Annotated in this window: 18 protein-coding genes and 3 tRNA genes; 14 read left to right on the top strand and 7 right to left on the bottom strand. The window is 65.5% G+C overall.

What is annotated here, in order from left to right; genetic code table 11:
* The first annotated feature begins 31 nt into the window (after window positions 1-31).
* Both HNR05_RS12410 and HNR05_RS12405 read left to right on the top strand, forming a co-directional pair.
* Window positions 32-589: a MarR family winged helix-turn-helix transcriptional regulator gene (locus tag HNR05_RS12410; RefSeq protein WP_179579382.1), complete on the top strand. Its 558-nt coding sequence runs from the start codon at window positions 32-34 to the stop codon at window positions 587-589.
* Window positions 590-708: 119 nt separating this feature from the next.
* Window positions 709-1512, top strand: coding sequence for a PPK2 family polyphosphate kinase (locus tag HNR05_RS12405; RefSeq protein ID WP_246318644.1), 804 nt, complete (start codon window positions 709-711; stop codon window positions 1510-1512).
* A 39-nt stretch (window positions 1513-1551) separates the two neighbouring features.
* Here the strand turns inward: HNR05_RS12405 and HNR05_RS12400 are convergent, their stop codons facing one another.
* Window positions 1552-1920, bottom strand: coding sequence for a PH domain-containing protein (locus HNR05_RS12400; protein ID WP_179579378.1), 369 nt, complete (start codon window positions 1918-1920; stop codon window positions 1552-1554).
* A 148-nt stretch (window positions 1921-2068) separates the two neighbouring features.
* A complete protein-coding gene (locus tag HNR05_RS12395; protein ID WP_179579376.1) occupies window positions 2069-2443 on the bottom strand; it encodes a DUF1622 domain-containing protein in 375 nt (124 codons plus the stop codon).
* On the opposite strand from HNR05_RS12395, the gene HNR05_RS12390 reads away from it, so the two are divergent.
* Window positions 2424-2585 (top strand): hypothetical protein, encoded by a 162-nt coding sequence (locus tag HNR05_RS12390; RefSeq protein WP_179579374.1) that lies wholly within the window; start codon window positions 2424-2426, stop codon window positions 2583-2585. The genes HNR05_RS12395 and HNR05_RS12390 overlap by 20 nt on opposite strands.
* A gap of 186 nt (window positions 2586-2771) precedes the next feature.
* On the opposite strand, the gene HNR05_RS12385 is transcribed toward HNR05_RS12390, so the two are convergent.
* Window positions 2772-4004: an isochorismate synthase gene (locus HNR05_RS12385; RefSeq protein ID WP_343062583.1), complete on the bottom strand. Its 1233-nt coding sequence runs from the start codon at window positions 4002-4004 to the stop codon at window positions 2772-2774.
* 118 nt (window positions 4005-4122) lie between these two features.
* Here HNR05_RS12385 and HNR05_RS12380 point away from each other — a divergent pair, with 118 nt between their 5' ends.
* The 4 genes from HNR05_RS12380 to HNR05_RS12365 all read left to right on the top strand — a co-directional run bounded on the left by HNR05_RS12380 (window position 4123) and on the right by HNR05_RS12365 (window position 8465).
* Window positions 4123-4806 carry a class I SAM-dependent methyltransferase gene (locus tag HNR05_RS12380; RefSeq protein ID WP_218869164.1) on the top strand — a complete coding sequence of 228 codons (684 nt, stop codon included), beginning with the start codon at window positions 4123-4125 and terminating at the stop codon, window positions 4804-4806.
* 31 nt (window positions 4807-4837) lie between these two features.
* Window positions 4838-5917: a polyprenyl synthetase family protein gene (locus tag HNR05_RS12375; protein ID WP_179579370.1), complete on the top strand. Its 1080-nt coding sequence runs from the start codon at window positions 4838-4840 to the stop codon at window positions 5915-5917.
* A 64-nt stretch (window positions 5918-5981) separates the two neighbouring features.
* Window positions 5982-7361, top strand: a complete 1380-nt coding sequence (locus tag HNR05_RS12370) for an FAD-dependent oxidoreductase (RefSeq protein WP_179579368.1) — start codon at window positions 5982-5984, stop codon at window positions 7359-7361.
* A 90-nt stretch (window positions 7362-7451) separates the two neighbouring features.
* Entirely contained in the window at window positions 7452-8465 is a 1014-nt protein-coding gene (locus HNR05_RS12365) for an alpha/beta hydrolase (RefSeq protein ID WP_179579366.1), read from the top strand.
* Here HNR05_RS12365 and HNR05_RS12360 read toward each other — a convergent pair.
* Window positions 8462-8950, bottom strand: a complete 489-nt coding sequence (locus tag HNR05_RS12360) for a YajQ family cyclic di-GMP-binding protein (RefSeq protein WP_179579364.1) — start codon at window positions 8948-8950, stop codon at window positions 8462-8464. The two genes, HNR05_RS12365 and HNR05_RS12360, sit on opposite strands and share 4 nt — an antisense overlap.
* Before the next feature lie 190 nt (window positions 8951-9140).
* Here HNR05_RS12360 and HNR05_RS12355 point away from each other — a divergent pair.
* The 4 genes from HNR05_RS12355 to HNR05_RS12340 all read left to right on the top strand — a co-directional run bounded on the left by HNR05_RS12355 (window position 9141) and on the right by HNR05_RS12340 (window position 12644).
* Window positions 9141-9222 (top strand) — tRNA-Tyr (locus HNR05_RS12355).
* A 264-nt stretch (window positions 9223-9486) separates the two neighbouring features.
* Window positions 9487-10101 carry a TetR/AcrR family transcriptional regulator gene (locus HNR05_RS12350; protein WP_179579362.1) on the top strand — a complete coding sequence of 205 codons (615 nt, stop codon included), beginning with the start codon at window positions 9487-9489 and terminating at the stop codon, window positions 10099-10101.
* Between the two features lie 200 nt (window positions 10102-10301).
* Complete coding sequence (locus HNR05_RS12345) at window positions 10302-11135, top strand: inositol monophosphatase family protein (protein ID WP_179579360.1); 834 nt, start codon at window positions 10302-10304, stop codon at window positions 11133-11135.
* A gap of 234 nt (window positions 11136-11369) precedes the next feature.
* Window positions 11370-12644 carry a M23 family metallopeptidase gene (locus tag HNR05_RS12340; protein WP_179579358.1) on the top strand — a complete coding sequence of 425 codons (1275 nt, stop codon included), beginning with the start codon at window positions 11370-11372 and terminating at the stop codon, window positions 12642-12644.
* A gap of 52 nt (window positions 12645-12696) precedes the next feature.
* Here the strand turns inward: HNR05_RS12340 and HNR05_RS12335 are convergent, their stop codons facing one another.
* Window positions 12697-14358, bottom strand: coding sequence for a glycoside hydrolase family 13 protein (locus HNR05_RS12335; protein ID WP_179579356.1), 1662 nt, complete (start codon window positions 14356-14358; stop codon window positions 12697-12699).
* Window positions 14359-14435: 77 nt separating this feature from the next.
* Here HNR05_RS12335 and HNR05_RS12330 point away from each other — a divergent pair, with 77 nt between their 5' ends.
* The 3 genes from HNR05_RS12330 to HNR05_RS12320 all read left to right on the top strand — a co-directional run bounded on the left by HNR05_RS12330 (window position 14436) and on the right by HNR05_RS12320 (window position 16570).
* On the top strand, window positions 14436-16310 hold the full coding sequence (locus HNR05_RS12330; protein WP_218868888.1) for a glycoside hydrolase family 13 protein: 1875 nt from the start codon (window positions 14436-14438) through the stop codon (window positions 16308-16310).
* A 77-nt stretch (window positions 16311-16387) separates the two neighbouring features.
* Window positions 16388-16459 (top strand) — tRNA-Thr (locus tag HNR05_RS12325).
* 37 nt (window positions 16460-16496) lie between these two features.
* Window positions 16497-16570: transfer RNA gene (locus HNR05_RS12320), tRNA-Met, on the top strand.
* Window positions 16571-16669: 99 nt separating this feature from the next.
* Here the strand turns inward: HNR05_RS12320 and HNR05_RS12315 are convergent.
* Together HNR05_RS12315 and HNR05_RS12310 are read right to left on the bottom strand one after the other, a co-directional pair.
* A complete protein-coding gene (locus HNR05_RS12315) occupies window positions 16670-17998 on the bottom strand; it encodes a hypothetical protein (RefSeq protein WP_179579352.1) in 1329 nt (442 codons plus the stop codon).
* A complete protein-coding gene (locus tag HNR05_RS12310; protein WP_179579351.1) occupies window positions 17998-18315 on the bottom strand; it encodes a hypothetical protein in 318 nt (105 codons plus the stop codon). Before HNR05_RS12310 ends, HNR05_RS12315 begins: the two co-directional genes overlap by 1 nt.
* Window positions 18316-18321 lie beyond the last annotated feature (6 nt).

Genomic DNA, 18321 nt, shown 5'->3' with positions numbered 1-18321 from the left:
TGGCTAGCTACTTCCACGTTAGCATGGTCAAATGGCCGAGCGGAAAAACCATGAAGCGACGTCGTCGTACTGGTACGACGATGATGCTGATGACGTTACGCGAGCCATTCTGGTGCTGCAAGCCCTGCGTCGCTTCAAGGCAGCCGATTCAGCCATGCGGCACCGCACCCAGGCTGAGATGGACATGAACGAGACTGACCTGCTCGCGCTGCGGCACCTGATCGCGGCGGAAGCCCGCGGCCACGAGGTTGGGCCGAAGGAATTGAGCGAGGTCCTGCGAATCACAACGGCGGCGACGGCGAAGCTGCTCGCACGGCTCGTGCACTCCGGTCATATCCGACGTGAGGTGCACCCCACCGACCGTCGCGCCCAACGGCTCTATGCCACCCGCAACGCTCACCAGGAGGTGCGCAAGACGCTGGGGGATATGCATGAACGTATGATCGCTGTCGCGCAGGACTTCTCGGCCGAGCAGCAGCGCGCCATCATCGACTTTCTCGACGCCATGAGCACGTCCATGCACACACCCGCCGAGGAATCGAAAGCGGCCAGGCACTCGCTGGCCACCCGACATCCGGCAGCGCACTGAGAGTCCGCTCTGGTGCAGCGTTACCGCTGCGCGGCAGAATGACGTGCAACGAAAGGTGCACCGTGGCGAAAAGTAGCGAGACATTCTGGACCGAGGACCCCGCCGAGGGGCTGCGCGTCATGCCCGGATTTCAACTGTCCGACCGCGCGACGGATGCCACACCCGGCTTCCAGGGGCGCAAAGCTGAGGCCACGGCGGCGCTCGCCGAGGGGGCCACGATCCTCTCCGGGTTACAGGAGAAGCTCTTCGCGAACAGTCGCAGCGGCGACAACCGCAAGATTCTGCTGGTGCTGCAGGCCATGGACACTGCGGGAAAAGGTGGCATTGTGCGCCACGTTGTCAGCGCGGTCGATCCGCAGGGCGTGGACCACTACGCGTTCAAGGCACCGACCGACGAGGAACGCGCCCACGACTTTCTGTGGCGGGTGCGTCGCCACGTTCCCGGTGCCGGCATGATCGGCGTGTTCGACCGTTCACACTACGAAGACGTGCTGATCGCGCGGGTGCGCCACCTCGCTCCGCCCGACGAGATCGAGGCCCGCTATGGCGCGATCAACGCGTTCGAGCAGGAATTGATTGACGACGACACGACCGTGATCAAGGTCATGCTGCACCTGAGCTTTGACGTGCAGAAGGACCGGCTGGCCGAACGGCTCGACCGGCCCGAGAAGTACTGGAAGTACAACCCCGGGGACGTCGACGAGCGCATGCTCTGGCCCGCCTATCAGGACGCCTACCAGGTGGTCTTCGACCGCACCCAAACGGAGGCAGCGCCCTGGTATGTCGTGCCCGCCGACAAGAAATGGTACGCGCGCATCGCCGTGCAGCACCTTTTGATCGACGCCCTGTCGCGCATGAATCTGGACTGGCCGGCGGCCACCTTCGACGTTGCAGTCGAGAAGGCGCGCCTGGCGGCGACCTGAGGGGAGGACGCCGCGCGCCGGCCAGGCGTCTCGTTCCAACTAATCGGCGAGGAGAACCTCGGCGAGGAGACGATCCAACTTGCGAATGTCGACACCCTTTCCGATTTTGATCTTGATGTGGCCGGCGCGGGTCCACAGCTCAAGCTCGGCATTGAAGTCGAGCGTGCCGGCGTTCTCAGACGACCACATGTTCACGCTTGAGTAGGGCAGGGAATACAGCTCGACCTTTTTGCCCGTGATGCCCTGGGCGTCGCGCACGATCAGCCGCTTGTTGGTGAAGACCGCGCTGTCGCGGAATGTCTTGTAGGCGGCAACGGGCTGCTCACCCGGAACGAGCATCGGGGCGATGTCGGCCGGGATCGGAGTCTCCGAAACGAATGTCCAAGCGGTGATGGCGGCGGTTTCCATGGGACTCCAAATTTTTCGAATAGCTGCACCGTCAGTGGTGCAATCGGCTCACTCTATTGAGTGGCGGGAGAAAGCGACGTCGACACTCCGCTCAGGATTCAGGCATCGTGGCCGGCGCAGGCGAACCGCTCCCGCCGGCCGAACGGCTCTAGTCCAGCTCGGGTGCCTCGCCCGGAGTGTCGGCGCGACTGGGTTTCTGCCAGGGCCAGGAACCGGTGATTTCCAGCTCGAGTGAAAAGCTGAGGAACGTGCGGATCAGCACGATCCCGGCCAGTACGGCGAGGCTCTCCAGGGTGGGCGTGATCGCCACGGTGCGGATGATGTCGGCCGCGACCAAGAGCTCCAGACCCAACAGGATCGAGCGGCCCAACTGCCTGCGGTAGAGCCGATAGACGTTCGGGTCACGGTTTTTCAGGCGCAGACCGGCGATCACCGTTGCGACGAGGGCGCCGATGACGATCGCCGCGACACCGGCCGCATCGATGACCTTGCCGACGGTTTCGATGACCTCCGCGAATATCACGGCGCGACCGTCTCGGTCGATTCGACCTGCGCTGAATCAGGCTGACGCGGCCGCTGACGCGGCCGCTGACGCGGCCGCTGACGCGGCCGCTGACGCGGCCGCTGACGCGGCCGCTGACGCGGCCGCTGACGCGGCCGCATGAGTCGCGCAGGGCTCGGATTTTGCAGCTCGAAGCTCATGCGCACAGGGTAGCGAGCGTCGTCGCCGCGCGCCAGGCTTCGGCTGGTGAGGTCGCGCAGATGACCCTTCGATTGCCTCGATAAGGGTCATCTGCGCTACCTCACCGGCTGCGGATGTTGGAAGCTGCGGTCTCGACCAGCGGAGCAGGTCAGCCGAAGGCCTCCACCACCGGGCGGAACTTCATGCGCGTCTCGGCCAGCTCGCGGTCGGGCTCCGAGTCGAGCACGATGCCGCAACCGGCATAGGCGGTGACATCGCCGGTGGGACTGATCTGGGCGCAGCGCAACGCGATTGCCCACTCGCCGTCGCCGTCGGCGCCCACCCAGCCGACCGGGCCGGCGTAGCGCCCGCGGTCGAAGGGTTCGAGCTCGCGAATCACGGCCAGGGCGGTGTCGGTGGGGGTTCCCGCGACCGCGGCAGTGGGGTGCAGCGCCGCGATGAGGTCGAGCGAGGTTGACCCGTCGCTCAGCGTGCCCTCAAGGTCGGTGGCCAGGTGCCACAGGTTCGGAAGCTTCAATGTGAACGGCACCTCGCTCGCCGTGAGGTGCGAGGTGTGCGGGCGCAGCGACGCCACGACGCTCTGCACCGCGAACTCGTGCTCGTCACCGTCCTTGCTCGACGTGGCCAGCGTGAGAGCCGCCTCGGCGTCTGACTCGGCATCCGCTCCCCGCGACATGGTGCCGGCGAGCACACGCGCATTGACCTCACCCTGCGAGGCGCGAATCAGCGTCTCGGGGCTCGAACCAATGAGTCCGTCAACGGCGAAGGTCCAACAGTCCGGGTAGCCGAGTGCGAGCTGCGTGAGGGCCCGCCGCGCATCGGACTCGGCCGGCAGATGCCCCACGAGGTCTCGTGCCAGCACGATCTTGCTCACGTCGCGCGCGGCGATGCGGCGCACTGCCTCGGCCACGGCGTCGCGGTAGGCCTCGGCTGTCATGGCGCCGGGCAGCAGCGAGAGGCGGTATTCGGCGCCGAGCGGATGCAACGTCAGCGGAATTTCGGGCGGCTCGGTCCCCGTCTCCCAAATGCGGGTAACCCAGCACTGGCCGTCTTCGCGACCCACAATGAGCCGCGGCACGATCAAGACGCTCTTCTGTGCCGACGACGCGTCGAACGCGAAGGCGCCGAACGCGAGCAGGCCGGTTCCGGTGCGCGCGAGGGGGTCGGTGATGGTTGCGGCGGCGACGACCTCCCGCCAGGCGAGCGCGGCATCCGTCATGCGGGTTTCCCCGCCGAACTCCAGTCGTAACGCCGTGCCGATGCCGGCTAATCCCTGCGTGCGCCGCATCCAGAGCAGAGGCTCCTGGCGGTCAAGCAAGAGAATGAGTTGACGGATGTCGCTGATCGCGGTGGTCTCCACCGTCAAAGCCTGCACATTCACCTGTTCAGCCTACGCCTGCGCCCCGGTTTCGATCGTGCGGTGAGCTCTCGGCCACTCAATCTAGACTAGGGGGGTGAACAGAGCAGACCTGGGCAAACAGCCGGCGCAAGTTGCCGCCATGTTCGATGAGGTGGCCGCCAACTATGACCGTACGAACACCGTGCTGTCGATGGGAAACGCCGCCCTCTGGCGCATCGCGACGACCAAGGCCGTCGCGCCGAAGCCGGGCGAACGCATCCTCGACATCGCGGCCGGAACCGGCACCTCGAGCGCTTCGTTGGCGAAGTCCGGCGCCCACATCGTTGCCGCCGACTTCTCGGCGGGCATGATTCGGGTCGGGCGTGAGCGCAATGCCGGCAACCCCAACATTGAGTTCGTGCAGGCGGATGCCACAGCCCTGCCGTTCGCAGACGGCGAATTCGACGCCGTCACCATCTCGTTCGGTCTGCGTAACGTCGTGGAGCCGAAGAAAGCGCTCGCCGAGTTCTACCGCGTGACCAAGCCCGGCGGCCGTGTCGTGATTTGCGAATTCTCCACGCCGCAGATTGCCCCGGTTCGGGCGGGCTACTACGCCTATCTGCGCTACGTGATGCCGACGCTCGTGAAGTTCGCATCGTCGAATGACCCCGCCTATGACTATTTGGGTGAGTCGATCGAGGCGTGGCCGAATCAGCGCACCCTCAGCGGCTGGCTGCGCGAGGCGGGCTACCGCTCCGTGGCGTACCGTAACCTCACGCTCGGCGTCGTCGCGCTGCACCGCGGCATCAAGCCGGAGCGTTCCGCCGCCCCCGCGGCATCCTGATCCCCTTCTCCTCAATCGTTAGGCACATAGAGTGAAACCGAGCGCCCCTGTCGTCCGCCGTAGCTCGTCGGTGACGTCGCAACTGGGCTTGAGCGACCGTATCTTTTCGACCGCCGCCGATCGCGGTTTGGCGGCCGACATCGATGCCGGGCTCGAGCAGGTCGAGGCTGGGCTGTTGGCGGAGGTCGTCTTCGCCGACGAAATCGCGAACGTCACCAGTCGCTACCTGCTCAACGCCGGCGGCAAACGGGTGCGACCCATGCTGGCCCTGCTCACCGCTCACCTCGGTAGCGGGTCGGTGCCCAACGTCGTGACGGCCGCGGCGGCGATCGAAATCACCCACCTGGCCTCGCTCTATCACGACGATGTGATGGATGACGCCGACAAGCGTCGCGGCGTGCCGAGTGCCCAGACGGTGTGGGGCAACTCGATTGCGATTCTCACCGGTGACCTGTTGTTCGCTCGGGCGAGCCAACTGATGGCCCGTCTCGGGGAGCGCGCCATCCGTTTGCAGGCCGACACCTTCGAGCGCCTCGTGCTCGGCCAACTGCATGAGACCGTCGGTCCGCGCGACGGCGAAGACCCGGTTCAGCACTACATTCAGGTGCTCGCCGACAAGACCGGGTCGCTCATCGCCGCCGCCGCCCAGGCCGGAATCGTCTTCTCTGACGCTCCCGACGAGTTCGAAGGCCCCGTGGTTGAGTTCGGCGAGAAGATCGGTGTCGCCTTCCAACTCATCGACGACGTCATTGACCTCTCGCCGCAGCCCGACGAGACCGGCAAGGTGCCCGGCACCGACTTGCGCGCCGGGGTCGCCACGCTGCCGCTGCTGCGGTTGCGGGAACGTCAGACGACGGATGCCGCCGCGGCCGCGCTGCTCGAACGCCTCGAACGTGACGTGATGAGCGGACCGGCCAGCGATGCTGCCGGTGCCGTCGCTGCCGACGCGGCGATCGCGGAGCTGCGCGACCACGACGTCACCCACCAGACCCTCGCAGAAGCCCACCAGTGGGCCAGAGATGCCGTCGCGGCGCTCGAACCGCTGCCCAAGGGCTCGGTTAAGAAGGCGCTCACCAAGTTCGCTGAAACGATTGTGGAACGCTCGAGCTAACGAGCCGCCCGCCCAAGAACGACTGAGACTGCGAGCGCAGGCCTCAACCCTAAGGAAGGTTTTCATGACCAAGTTGCGATTGGCCATTGTCGGAGCAGGCCCCGCCGGCATCTACGCCGCCGACATCCTGTTGAAGGCAGAGCGCAACTTCGACGTTTCGATTGACCTGTTCGACCACCTGCCCGCGCCGTATGGGCTCGTGCGCTATGGCGTCGCCCCCGACCACCCGCGCATCAAGGGCATCATCAACGCCCTGCGCGATGTGCTCGACCGTGGCGACATTCGTCTCTTTGGCAACGTGCGCTACGGCACCGACATCACGCTCGATGACCTCAAACAGCACTACAACGCGGTGATCTTCGCCACGGGAGCCGTGCGTGACGCCGACCTGAACATTCCGGGCATCGAGCTCGAGGGCTCGTACGGCGCCGCCGAGTTCGTTAGCTGGTTCGACGGGCACCCCGACTTTCCGCGCACCTGGCCGCTCGAGGCGAAGCAGGTGGCGGTGATCGGCAATGGCAATGTGGCCCTCGACGTCTCCCGCATCCTGGCCAAGCATGCCGACGACCTGTTGGTGACCGAGATTCCAGATAACGTCTACGGCGGACTCAAGGAGTCGCCGGTGACCGATGTTCACGTGTTCGGCCGCCGCGGTCCGACCTCGGTGAAGTTCACCCCGCTCGAACTGCGGGAACTCGGCGAGCTGCGCGACGTCGACATCATGGTCTACGACGAAGACTTCGACTACGACGATGCTGCCCGCGCGGCCGTCGCCGGAAACAAGCAGGTGTTCGTGATCGATAAGGTGCTGAACCAGTGGCGCCAGCGCGAGGTCGGCGAGGCCAGCCGTCGCCTGCACCTGCACTTCTTCGCCAAGCCCATCGAGATCGTTGACGACGGCGCCGGTCGGGTAGGTGGCATCCGTTACGAGCGCACGGTGCCCGACGGTGAGGGCGGAGTCGTCGGTACCGGCGAAATGCGCGAACTGCCGATTCAGGCCGTGTACCGCGCCGTCGGCTACTTCGGTTCGCCGCTGCCAGGCATCCCGTTCGACAAGAAGCGCGGTGTGATTCCGAACCGCGAGGGCCAGGTGCTGCGCAAGGACCCGTCGTCGGGTTCGGGCGGTGCCAATGAGCAGATGTACGGCGTCTACGCGACGGGGTGGATCAAGCGTGGGCCGGTGGGGCTGATTGGTCACACCAAGTCGGATGCGATGGAGACCGTGCGTCACCTCATCAACGATTCGGGCAATTGGTGGCACCCCGAGCACCCCGCCGAAGAGAGCGTGACCGAGTTGCTCGATTCGCGCGGCATCCACTACACCGACCTGAACGGCTGGCATAACCTCGACCAACACGAGCTATCGCTCGGGGAGTCGGCCGGCCGCACCCGAATCAAGGTTGTGCCGCGTGACGAGATGGTGACGGTGTCGCGCTCGAAATAGTCTCGTGCGCGGCGGCATCCGTCGCGGTCAGCCTGTGGAGCAACGCGCATCATTCGGGGAACACTGGGCGGCGTGCGATACCCTCCAGGCATGCGCATTCCGGAGAATGGCTGGCAACCCGACATCCTTGGCGCGGGTTTCGAAGCGCTCACTCTGTCGCTGAAGCCGGATGCCGAAGGGCCAGTCGTCGCCACACTCGTGCGCGCGGTCGGTCGGTTCAGGCTCGAACTGGTGCGTCCGATCGCCGCGGGCGTCGATGTGCTCTATCTGCACGGCTGGTCCGACTACTTTTTTCAGACCGAGCTGGCCGATTTTTGGCAGGATGCCGGGGCTCATTTTCATGCGCTTGACCTGCGTAAGTATGGGCGCAGCCTGCGTGAGGGGCAAACGCCCGGCTACATCACCGACCTGGCCGCCTATGACGAAGACATCGAAGCCGCGCTGTCGGCGATGGGGCACGGTGAGGGTTCGCGGAGTAAGCGGCAGCTTCTGCTGCTGGGGCACTCGACCGGTGGGCTCATCCTCAGCCTCTGGGCGAACCGGCATCGTGGTCGTGCCTCGGCGCTCGTGCTCAACAGCCCGTGGCTGGAGTTCCAGGCCTCCGGTGTTGGTCGAGCCGCTATTCAGCCGATCATCGACTTACAAGCGCGGGTCGATCCGCGGGCGCCGCTGCCGCGGGTCGACTTGGGTTTCTATACGCGCTCGGTGTCGGCCGACTACGAGGGGAGCTGGACCTATAAGAAGGAGTGGCGGCCGGAGCGCGGGTTCATGGCGCACCCCGCGTGGTTGCGTGCGATCCTGGCCGGGCATGCGCGCGTGGCATCCGGTCTGGCGATTGACGCCCCGGTGCTCTCGATGATTTCGGCGCGGTCGATGCTGGTGCCGAAATGGGAACCCGCAATGATGACGAGCGACGTGGTGCTGCGCGTCGACGACATCGCCGTGCGCTCGACTCGGCTGGGTGCACTCGTGACGATTCTGCGGCTGGACGGGGCCCTGCACGACGTTTTCTTGTCGGCAGAGCCCGTGCGGCGGCAGGCGTACCGGGAGTTGACCCGGTGGTTGCGCAGCTACCTGCAGCCCGAAAATGAGCGGATGAGTTAGCGGAAGTTCACGAACTGAAGCGCGACGTTGAGGTCTGAGCCCTTGAGCAGTGCCATGGTCTCCTGCAGGTCGTCGCGGCTCTTGGAGCTGACCCGCAGTTCGTCGCCCTGAATCTGGCTCTTGACGCTCTTCGGCGCTTCGTCGCGAATGATCTTGTTGATCTTCTTCGCGTTCTCCTGGTCGATTCCGGCCTTCAGCGACACTTCGATGCGGTATTCCTTGCCCGAGGGGTAGGGGTCGCCGGCATCCAGGCTGCGCAGCGAGATGCCGCGCTTGATGAGCTTGGCTTCATAGACTTCGAGGATCGCCTTCACGCGCTCCTCGCTCGAGGCCTTCATGAGCACCTTGTCGCCGCTCTGTTCGATCGACGCACCCACATTTTTGAAGTCGTAGCGCTGCGCGACCTCCTTCTGTGCCTGATGGAGTGCGTTGTCCGCCTCCATCTGGTCGACCTTGCTGACGATGTCGAACGTTGAATCTGCCATGCTCCCATGGTACCGAGAAGCGTTAGGAAGATGGAGTCGCCGCAGCCGGCAGCTTTTTCAGCAGGATGAGGAGCCTCGACACGGAGGCTTCGACGCACGCGGGATCAGGCGATTTCCTGAATGGCACTCCGCCTTGTATTCTTGTCAACGCGTCTTCGGTCACGTGTTTTCATATGGTCGGGTGCGCATTGGCGAGTTACCCAAGCGGCCAAAGGGATCTGACTGTAAATCAGACTGCTCAGCATTCGGGGGTTCGAATCCCTCACTCGCCACATCGCAGTAATGCAAGGAAGTAAGCCCCGTCAGCACTCCCGCGAGTTGCTGGGCGGGGCTTATTCGTTTCACGCGCCACCACCCTGCGTGGGCTTGCGCGGGGTAGCGCGGTTCGCGCACGTTCTAGCGTGCGCCGACGGCCTGAGCCTGCGCATCCGAACAGGCGGCGGTGAATTCCCGGACGCACCGAGATGTGATTCAGCGAACGCCCGAGAGTCGGCTGGTAGGTTCGGTCGCGGGGAAACCGTGGCAGGAAGGCGCCCATGAACGCAGCGAGTGCCAAGTCGGCCGAGACGCGCGAGCGGATCTTGGGCGTCGCCTCCGTGGAATTCGCAGAGCGCGGCTATGCCGGCACCTCCATCGGCACGATCGCCGAGAAATCCGGCGCCGGAAAAGGATTGGTTCAGTACCACTTCAAGGCAAAATCTGACATCGCCGTGGCGATCGTGCGGGGAGCCTTCTCGAAAGCTCCATTCGCCAATCCGCTCGATGGCGGAGCAGAGGCCCGCGGTGTCGCGGCCATCGTCGCGTCGATTCGAGGTGTCTCCGGTGCCTTTCGAGACGACGTACGGGTGCGGGCAGCCGTGCGGCTCGTGCGCGAATATGACGTGATTCCGGTGACCTTTCCGACTCCGTACGTGGGCTGGATGGCACGGATGGCAGAGTTGCTGCGCGAGGCTGTTGACGACGGAGAAATCCCGCCGCTGAGCGACTACGACGTCGAAGGGTGGCACCTGGTCGCAACCTTCACCGGCGTGCAGGAGACCTCGCAACGCCTGACCGGCCGGCACGATCTGCCCGAGCGCATCGAACAGATGATGGCCCTGCAGCTGCCCCGCCTGGGTGTGCGTGACCTGGAGCGCTACCTGGGTGCCTGACCCAGCTGCGGCGGCCTCGAGGCTTCCCGAGTCAGGGTCTCAGGGGGCGTTTCGCGACGACACCGTTGTTATAGTACGATCGTACGAGGGGACCAACTCTCGGGGGAGCGAATTGGCGAACGGTGCAGCGCGGGGGTCTCGTGCTCCGTTCACCCCGCACTCTTAGTTTTGTCGGAGCTGCTTCGCGGTAGCGTGGGAATATGACGCCTACCGCTGCTGCTGACCTCCTCGCCATCGCCCGTGACATCACCCTCACCGCCGGGGATCTCGCCCGTGCCCGCCGCGCCGAAGGGGTCAACATCGCGGCGTCGAAGTCGTCGCCCGAAGACGTCGTGACCCTGGCCGATCAAGAGACCGAGGCGCTCATTCGGCGCATGCTGGCTGCAGCCAGGCCGAACGACGGCTTCTATGGAGAAGAATCGGAGGCCACGGCCGGCACGAGCGGACTGACCTGGGTCGTCGACCCGATCGATGGCACCGTCAACTATCTCTATGGAATTCCTACCTATGCCGTCAGCATCGCCGTCGTCGAGGGGGACGGCGACCCGGCCACATCCACCCCTCTGGCCGGAGCCGTGCTCAACCCGGCTACCGGTGAGCTGTTCACCGCCTCCCTCGGTGGTGGCGCATTCCTCGGCACACGGCAGTTGCACGTGAATACCGGGGTGAGCATGCCGCTTGCGCTGATCGGAACCGGATTCTCCTACACCGCCGCCCGCCGAGTGAAGCAGGCGCGGGTGGTGGCCGGCTTGATCAGTGAGGTGCGCGACATCCGTCGCTTCGGTGCGGCCGCACTCGACCTGTGCTTGGTGGCGGCCGGCCGCATCGATGCCTACTACGAACGCGGTTTGAAGCCGTGGGACCACGCTGCCGGCGAGCTCATCGCGACCGAGGCCGGGGCGAAGGTCGGTGGATTCGGCGAGGACCGTGCGACCGAGACGTTGCTCATCGCCGCCGCGCCCGACGTCTACGGCACGCTCGAGCCGATTCTGGCGGGTCTCTTTGCCGATCATATGGGCGACGACCCGATCTAACCTGCGGAGCGCGGCACGGTCGATGATCAGGGAAATTATCGACGGGCGGCAGCTGGAGGAGGCACTCGAAACCGCACAATTTACCCCTTTTCGGGGGTGATTCACCAGCGTTGTGTTGGAATTCTCAGGTTCGGGGCGATAGCCTCTGGAGGTTCCGTTATTTACCCGTTACATGTGGCGCAGGCCACGATGCGCGTCTCATAGCGTCAGCCCAACACCGAAAGATTCTCTGCCTTGACACGTCACTCCACTGCGCTGGGCGCTCCGGCGCCCGCCCTGGACGACCTGACCTCTGGCGCATCGCAGCCGCTCACACGTCGTGAGTTGCGTGAGCGCGAGCGGAGGGTGCAGGAATCGGCCGCAGCCTGGACCGTGACCGAGACGGCTGCTCTTCCGCAGGTTGCGTTGATTGAGGCTGAGACTGGTGCTGCACCTGCTGACACTCCTGCTGCGGCCCCTGACGCGGAGGCTCCCGCACTCGTAACTCCTGCACTCGTCGTTTCCGCGCTAGTTGCGGCCGCGCAGAATGGCCCAGTTTTCCTGCCGCCCGTTGTGGACGCGCCGCAGGAATTGAGCATTGCCACGACGGTTTCCCCCACTACTTCGTCGATTCCGGTTGCACCCGTGCCGGTCGGTGCTACTGTCGCGCCCGTGCTGGATATTCCGTCGCGACGCTCACAGCGCACCGTGCAGCGCCCTTCGAGTGGCGCCCCGCGGGTGGACCTGACCCGTCCGCCCGCACCGGCGTGGACGCCGAGCCGCGTTCTTGCGGCATCCGCCCCGCGCCGTAACGGTCGTGTCGGCATTCTGGCCGCCAAGGGCGCCAGCGTCGTGGCCATGGCCTTCGTCGCGCTGATGGCGGTCTCTACCTCACTCCCGGCTGAAGCCCTGCTCTCAAGCGCCGACGTTCGGGCTGCGGTCGTTGCCCCAGGCGCTCCGGCCAAGCAGGATGCGCAAAAACTCAACGTCGCCAGCGGGATTGACACGTTGTCGGTCGAGCGCGACGGCTTCGACTCCAAGTCCGTCGCTGAAGTCGCAGTGGCCAGCGGCATCCGTTTGGAAAACTCGTTCGTGAACAATCCGAACGGCACGATTCAGTGGCCGTTCGCGGTCGGTGTGCACGTGGGCGATGAGTTTGGCCACCGCGATTGTGCCGGATGCTCCGCGAATCATGGCGGACAGGACTTCAACCCCGGTCTGGGCGCTCCCATTCAGGCGATCGCGGACGGCGTTGTGAGCCTGGCCGAAGACGGCGAAGGCAGCCTCGGCGTGCACATGATGATTGACCACGTGATCGACGGCAAGACCGTGACCAGCGTGTATGCGCATATGGTCCACGGTTCGATGCTGTTCAACCAAGGCGATGTTGTGAAGGTCGGCGATATCATCGGCAAGACCGGTACGACCGGCATGTCGACGGGCCCGCACCTGCACTTCGAGATTCGTCTGGGCGGCATCGACGGTACCAAGGTCGACCCGCTCGTCTGGCTGCGCGAAAACACGAACTAGGTCGCGTTTCGGCCGGCTGCTGCGCCGCGGGCTGCTGCGGGGCGTTCTCCGCTCAGCTTCGTAACCAGACCGTCGTGTCGCCGGGCAGTTCCCTCCCCGTGAGGGCCTCGCTCGCGAGAAGAACGTCACCGGCGGGGAGGGCGACGGTCGTCGACCCGGTGTTCGCGATCACCGTCACCGGGCCATTGGTAAACGCCACGACCTCTCGCGGATAGCCCGGCAGCCAGCGCACTGACCCCCAGCCGAGTTCGTTCGCGCGGCGCAGGCGCAGGGCGCGCGTGTAGAGCTCCAGCGTTGAGTCGGCCTCGCCCAGCTGGGTATCACGGGCGAGCGTCGCCCATTCGGCCGGCTGAGGCAGCCAGCTGGCGGGCGTCGGGCCGAATCCGTAGGACGGGCCGGCGGCGGTCCAGGGCAGCGGCACGCGGCATCCGTCTCGACCGTAACGCTCGCCGTTGGTGCGAAACCAGGTGGGGTCTTGGCGTGCAGAATCGGGCAGGTCGATGACCTCGGGCAGGCCGAGCTCTTCGCCCTGGTAGAGGTAGCTGGAGCCAGGCAGGGCCAGCATGAGGGCGGATGCAGCGCGCGCGCGACGCAGGCCGACCGCCGGGTTGCCAAGTCCGACGGTTGTGGGGCCGACGCCATGCCCCTGCGGATTCTCGACGGTGAGCGCGAGGCGCGTTGCATGCCGCACGACGTCGTGGTTGGAAAGCACCCAGGTGCTCGGCGCGCCGACGGCGGTGAAGGCGTCGAGCGAGGCATCGATGACGGTGCGAAGAGCCGGGGCGCTCCAGGGGGTCTCGAGGTAGGCGAAGTTGAACGCCTGATGCATTTCATCGGGGCGTACCCATTTGGCGACCTCGCTGAGTGGATCGACCCAGGCCTCGGCTGCGAGTACGCGCTCACCCGGGTAACCGGCCAGCACCGTGCGCCAGTCGCGGTAGATTTCGTGGACGCCGTCTTGGGCCCAGAACGGCGCTGTTGGTGCGGGTTCCGGTTCGAGGGAGGGCGTTCCGCCGCCGCCCATGCTTCCCCCGTCGGCGGGCGGGATGTAGTCGGGGAGTCCGGCCGCCTTGATCATGCCGTGCGCGACGTCGACCCGGAAGCCGTCCACGCCACGGTCGAGCCAGAAGCGCAGCACACCGCGAAACTGTTCGCGCACCCACTCGTTCTCCCAATCGAAGTCGGGTTGGCTGGTGTCGAAGAGGTGCAGATACCACTGGCCGGGTGTGCCGTCGGAATCCAGGACGCGGGTCCAGGCGCGGCCACCAAACACGGATTCCCAGTTGTTCGGAGGGAGCTCACCGTGTGTGCCGCGGCCGTCACGGAACAGATAACGCGCGCGCTCGGCGCTGCCCGGTGCGGCGGCGAGAGCAGCCTGGAACCAGGGGTGATCGCTCGAGGAATGGTTGGGAACGATGTCGACGATGACCCGCAGCCCGAGTTCGTGCGCGGTGCGAAGCATCTCGTCAAAGTCGGCGAGCGTGCCGAACAGTGGATCGACGTCGCAGTAGTCCGAGACGTCATAGCCGCCATCGCGCTGGGGCGACATGTAAAACGGCGAGAGCCAGATGGCGTCGACCCCGAGATCCCGCAGAGCTCCCAGCCTGCTGCTGATGCCCGGGAGGTCTCCCACGCCGTCGCCATTCGCGTCGGCGAACGAGCGGGGGTAGATCTGATAAATAACTGCGGTGCGCCACCACTCCGAGCCTGTCATGAAAGACACCCTACGGGAGTGGTGCGGGTGGGAGCGGCGGGAGGCTCTGCGTCAGGTCCCTCAAGTAGGGTGTGGGCATGCTGCAGCCACACCATGACGGATCGCCGCTGTACGTCTCGACCCAGGAGCCCTCGCTCGGCGACGTAGTGCAGGTGCGGCTGCGCATCCCGCACGAGTGGGGCACGGTCGCCTGGGTGCGCACTCGCTCGAACCCCAATCGGGAGCCGCGCTACTCGGAGGCATCCGTCATTGCTTCGAGCGATGGCTGGGACTGGTGGGAGGCCGCGGTCACGGTCGAGAACCCGGTGCACGGCTACCGGTTCGCGATCGAACGCACCGACGGCACCCGCTGGTGGCTGAACGCCGCGGGCCTGCACGAGATCGAGACGCTCGACGCGGCGGACTTCACACTTTTGGCAACGCCCGCAGCCCCCGCCTGGGCTGCCTCGAGCGTGCTCTACCAAATCTTTCCCGACCGGTTCGGGCGTTCGCCCGCCGCCGAGACGCGCGAACAGCCGGGTTGGGCCATCGCGGCAGACTGGGACGACCCCGTCGAGCTTGAGCCGCCGGGCCGATCTCAGCAGTTCTATGGGGGAGACCTCGACGGTATTGCGGCGCACTTCGATCACCTGCAGCGCCTCGGCGTCACCCTGATCTACCTCACCCCGGTGTTCCCCGGTGGTTCGAACCACCGCTACGACGCCTCAAGCTTCGACGAAGTCGACCCGCTGCTCGGCGGTAACGCGGCCTTCGCGCGCCTGATCGACGCCGCGCACGCCCGCGGATTCAAGGTGATCGGAGACCTGACCAGTAACCATTCCGGAGACCGGCATGAGTGGTTTCAGGCTGCGCACCGGCATCCGGATGCACCGGAAAGCGACTTTTACTATTGGCGCGACACCGAAAACGAGGGTTACGAGTCGTGGCTGGGAGTGCCGAGCCTACCCAAGTTTAACTGGAACTCGACCGAGCTGCGTCGCCGCTTCATCGACGGGCCGGATTCGGTCGTCGCACGCTGGTTGAAGGCACCCTACGGCCTCGACGGCTGGCGAATTGACGTGGCGAATATGACGGGACGGCTCGGCGCCGAAGACCTCAACGCCCAGGTGCGGCAGACGATTCTTACGACCATGCGAGATGTCAACCCCGACACGATTCTGCTTGGCGAATCAACCAACGATGCGGCGAGTGACTTTCAGGGCGACGCCTGGCACGGTGCAATGACATATGCCCCATTCACCCGGCCGCTCTGGAGCTGGCTGAGCGAGCCGGGCAGTCCAGCGGGCGGGGGAATCGGCTTCGCCGACAATTCAGTGCCGGAGTACACCGGGCGGCAGTTCTTCGACGCGCATCAGCGGTTCGTGGCCGGGTTTCCCTGGCGCATCCGGTTGGCCACGATGAACGCGCTCGACACGCACGACACTCCGCGCTTTCGCACGAGTGCCCGGCCGGGCACTGTGCCCGTGGCGCTGGGGCTTTCGGTCACGCTGCCGGGCATCCCCGTGATCTTCGCGGGCGACGAGTTCGGGCTGGTCGGCATCGACGGCGAACAGTCACGTACGCCCATTCCGTGGGAGACCGCCGCCGAGCCGGCCGTGTCCGAGACCATCGAGCTGTATGCCCGGGTGATCGGTTTGCGCACCGGGGAAACGGATTCGCACGCCGCCCTCAACGGGGGCGGCCTGCGTTGGCTGCATGTCGGCGAGGAGATTCTCGTCTTTGTGCGGGAATCGTCCGAGGGTTCTGTGCTCGTGCTCGCGGCGCGTTCGGCGGCGGAGGTCACGCTCCCGGCCAGGGCTCTTGCGGGCGCAGCCGAAGCAAATCTGCTGATCGGGGAGGGTTCTTTACGTGTCGCGGCCGACGGCATCCGTCTGGCGGCGCGTGGTGCGTGCTTCACGGCATGGTCACTTCGGGGGCTTCAGTTGCCCCAGTTTGGCGCTGGGTCTGCGTAACGGTCATGAGAGGGTGCGAAGTGATGATAATCTCTATGGGTTGCCAAAATTAGGTGCAGCTTCGGTTTCGAAGCTTCGCCCCCTTAGCTCATTGGTAGAGCACTTCCTTGGTAAGGAAGAGGTAGTGGGTCCGATTCCCACAGGGGGCTCAGGCTGGATTTTAGCTTAGGCTGGGGTCATAGTCGCGGCGGGGTAGCTCAGTTGGTTAGAGCACACGGCTCATAATCGTGGTGTCGCGGGTTCAATTCCCGCTCCCGCTACACATAAAGGCCCTTTGACCAGGAATATCCTCGGTCATAGGGTCTTTCTTTTTGCCCTCGATTCGGCTGAAAGGGCCGGGACTGGCGGACGTGTTGTCCTCACACAGCGAGCGCCGCCTCGAAGGCTTCAAGCAGCCACGTGTACACGGCGTAGGTCGGCACGGTCTCGAGGGCAAGCATCGGTTCGGCGGCGGCATCGATATCGGCGGCGGCATCGGCGGCGGACAGACTGAGCACGCCCGCTCCTCCTGCCGAAATGAAGCGCCCTGCTCGGCGTGCCGTGCGCACGCGCAGCTCGGTCCACGGCTGTGCCCAGAAATGTGAAAACGCGTCGTTCGCGCAGTCGGGTGCGGGCTGGCCGGCAGACGCATCACCGTGAGACAGCCGCTGCTCATAATCGGCGACCGAGAGGAGGGCCGGATTGATTGCGAAACTCCAGGCCGGACCGATCTGAAGAAAACGTAGAACGGTATCGACGGTGTGTGCGATGGGAATCACTCCGTAGGCACGCCGGGCGCCCCGCGTGGAGCCGGCAGACGCGGCATCCGCAGTAACGACATCAACCGCATCGGCATCGACCACATCGACGGCGAAGGCGGTGGATTCGCCCAGCGTCCAGGTGGTCATTGTCTGGGTGACCCCGGCGTTGCTGCGACTCACCTCCAGCACCGTGGCTGTGGGCTGCCAGTGGCTGGCGAGCAGGCTCGCAAACGGGCTTAACCGGCGCCGATTGCCGTGCAGCAGACCGGCCGCACGCAACTCGTCGGCGGCGGAGCGTCGCGGTAGTGACCGCCCGGATGCCGCGAGAAGTTCGCGCTCGGCCCACTCGGAAAGCACAACAGAGGGCAGGATGAACGTCTGCGGGGGAGCGATGCGGTCGAGCAGCTCCAGCGGGAGTTGGGCGTGAGCACTCGCCCACCCGTCGAGTACCGGGTCGACTGCTGCGTCTCGGCGGGTGTCGCCCGGTTCAGCGGTGAGCACAAGGTGCGTGGCCCAATACAGGAAGGCGGGCTCACAGGCGAGGAACTGATGCGTGGCCGCGGACGCCGTCAACTGCACGTGGCGGGCACCATCGGCCCACACCCACCGCGCGATGACGATCTGCGCGTTGCCATTCGGGTAGCTGGCCGTGATGCGTCGGCCCGAGGCCGGCTGCGCGCTCCACACATCGACGGCGATGATCTGCGCACCCGGATGCGTGGCCAGGATTGCGGCGATCGAGGCGCTCGATGCCGATTCAATGGGTGCCGTTGAGGCTGAGGAGGTCAGAGCGACGTGGGGGCGAAAGTCACCGGCTCCCCAGTTCTCACGTGCGCGCACATACTCGCAGCCCTCTCCATTGATGTCGACGTTGATGTCGACGTCAACCTCCACCCAGTTGTCGATTTCGGGCAGCGTCGCACTGGCCTGCGGCTGGCCACCGGCCATCACAGGCCCTTCACGGTGTGGAACCAGCGCGGCAGGAGCACCCGCGGCATCCAAAACAACGACACCACGAAGATCCCCAGTGCGATGACGCTCAGGGCGCCTGCGACAAACGCCGCCTCACGCCAGCCCGCGTCGAGCAGAGCGCGTGCGGTGCCGAGCGCGAGCCCTGCAAGACCGAAAAAGAGAAGCCCGAACCCGACGCTATACCCGTAGTGCCCGGGGGGCACGGGCCGCACCCAGCCGCGCCAGCGCTGCGTGTAAGCGAGGATGCCGAGAAGTAGAGCAAGAATGCTGACGCCGAAGAGAATCCAGTTCATCCGAAC

It is taken from the genome of Leifsonia psychrotolerans, assembly GCF_013410665.1.
Classification (GTDB): Bacteria; Actinomycetota; Actinomycetes; order Actinomycetales; family Microbacteriaceae; genus Cryobacterium; species Cryobacterium psychrotolerans_A.
Note: the sequence above shows the minus strand (reverse complement) of the source record. Positions and strands in the feature narration are given on the sequence as shown.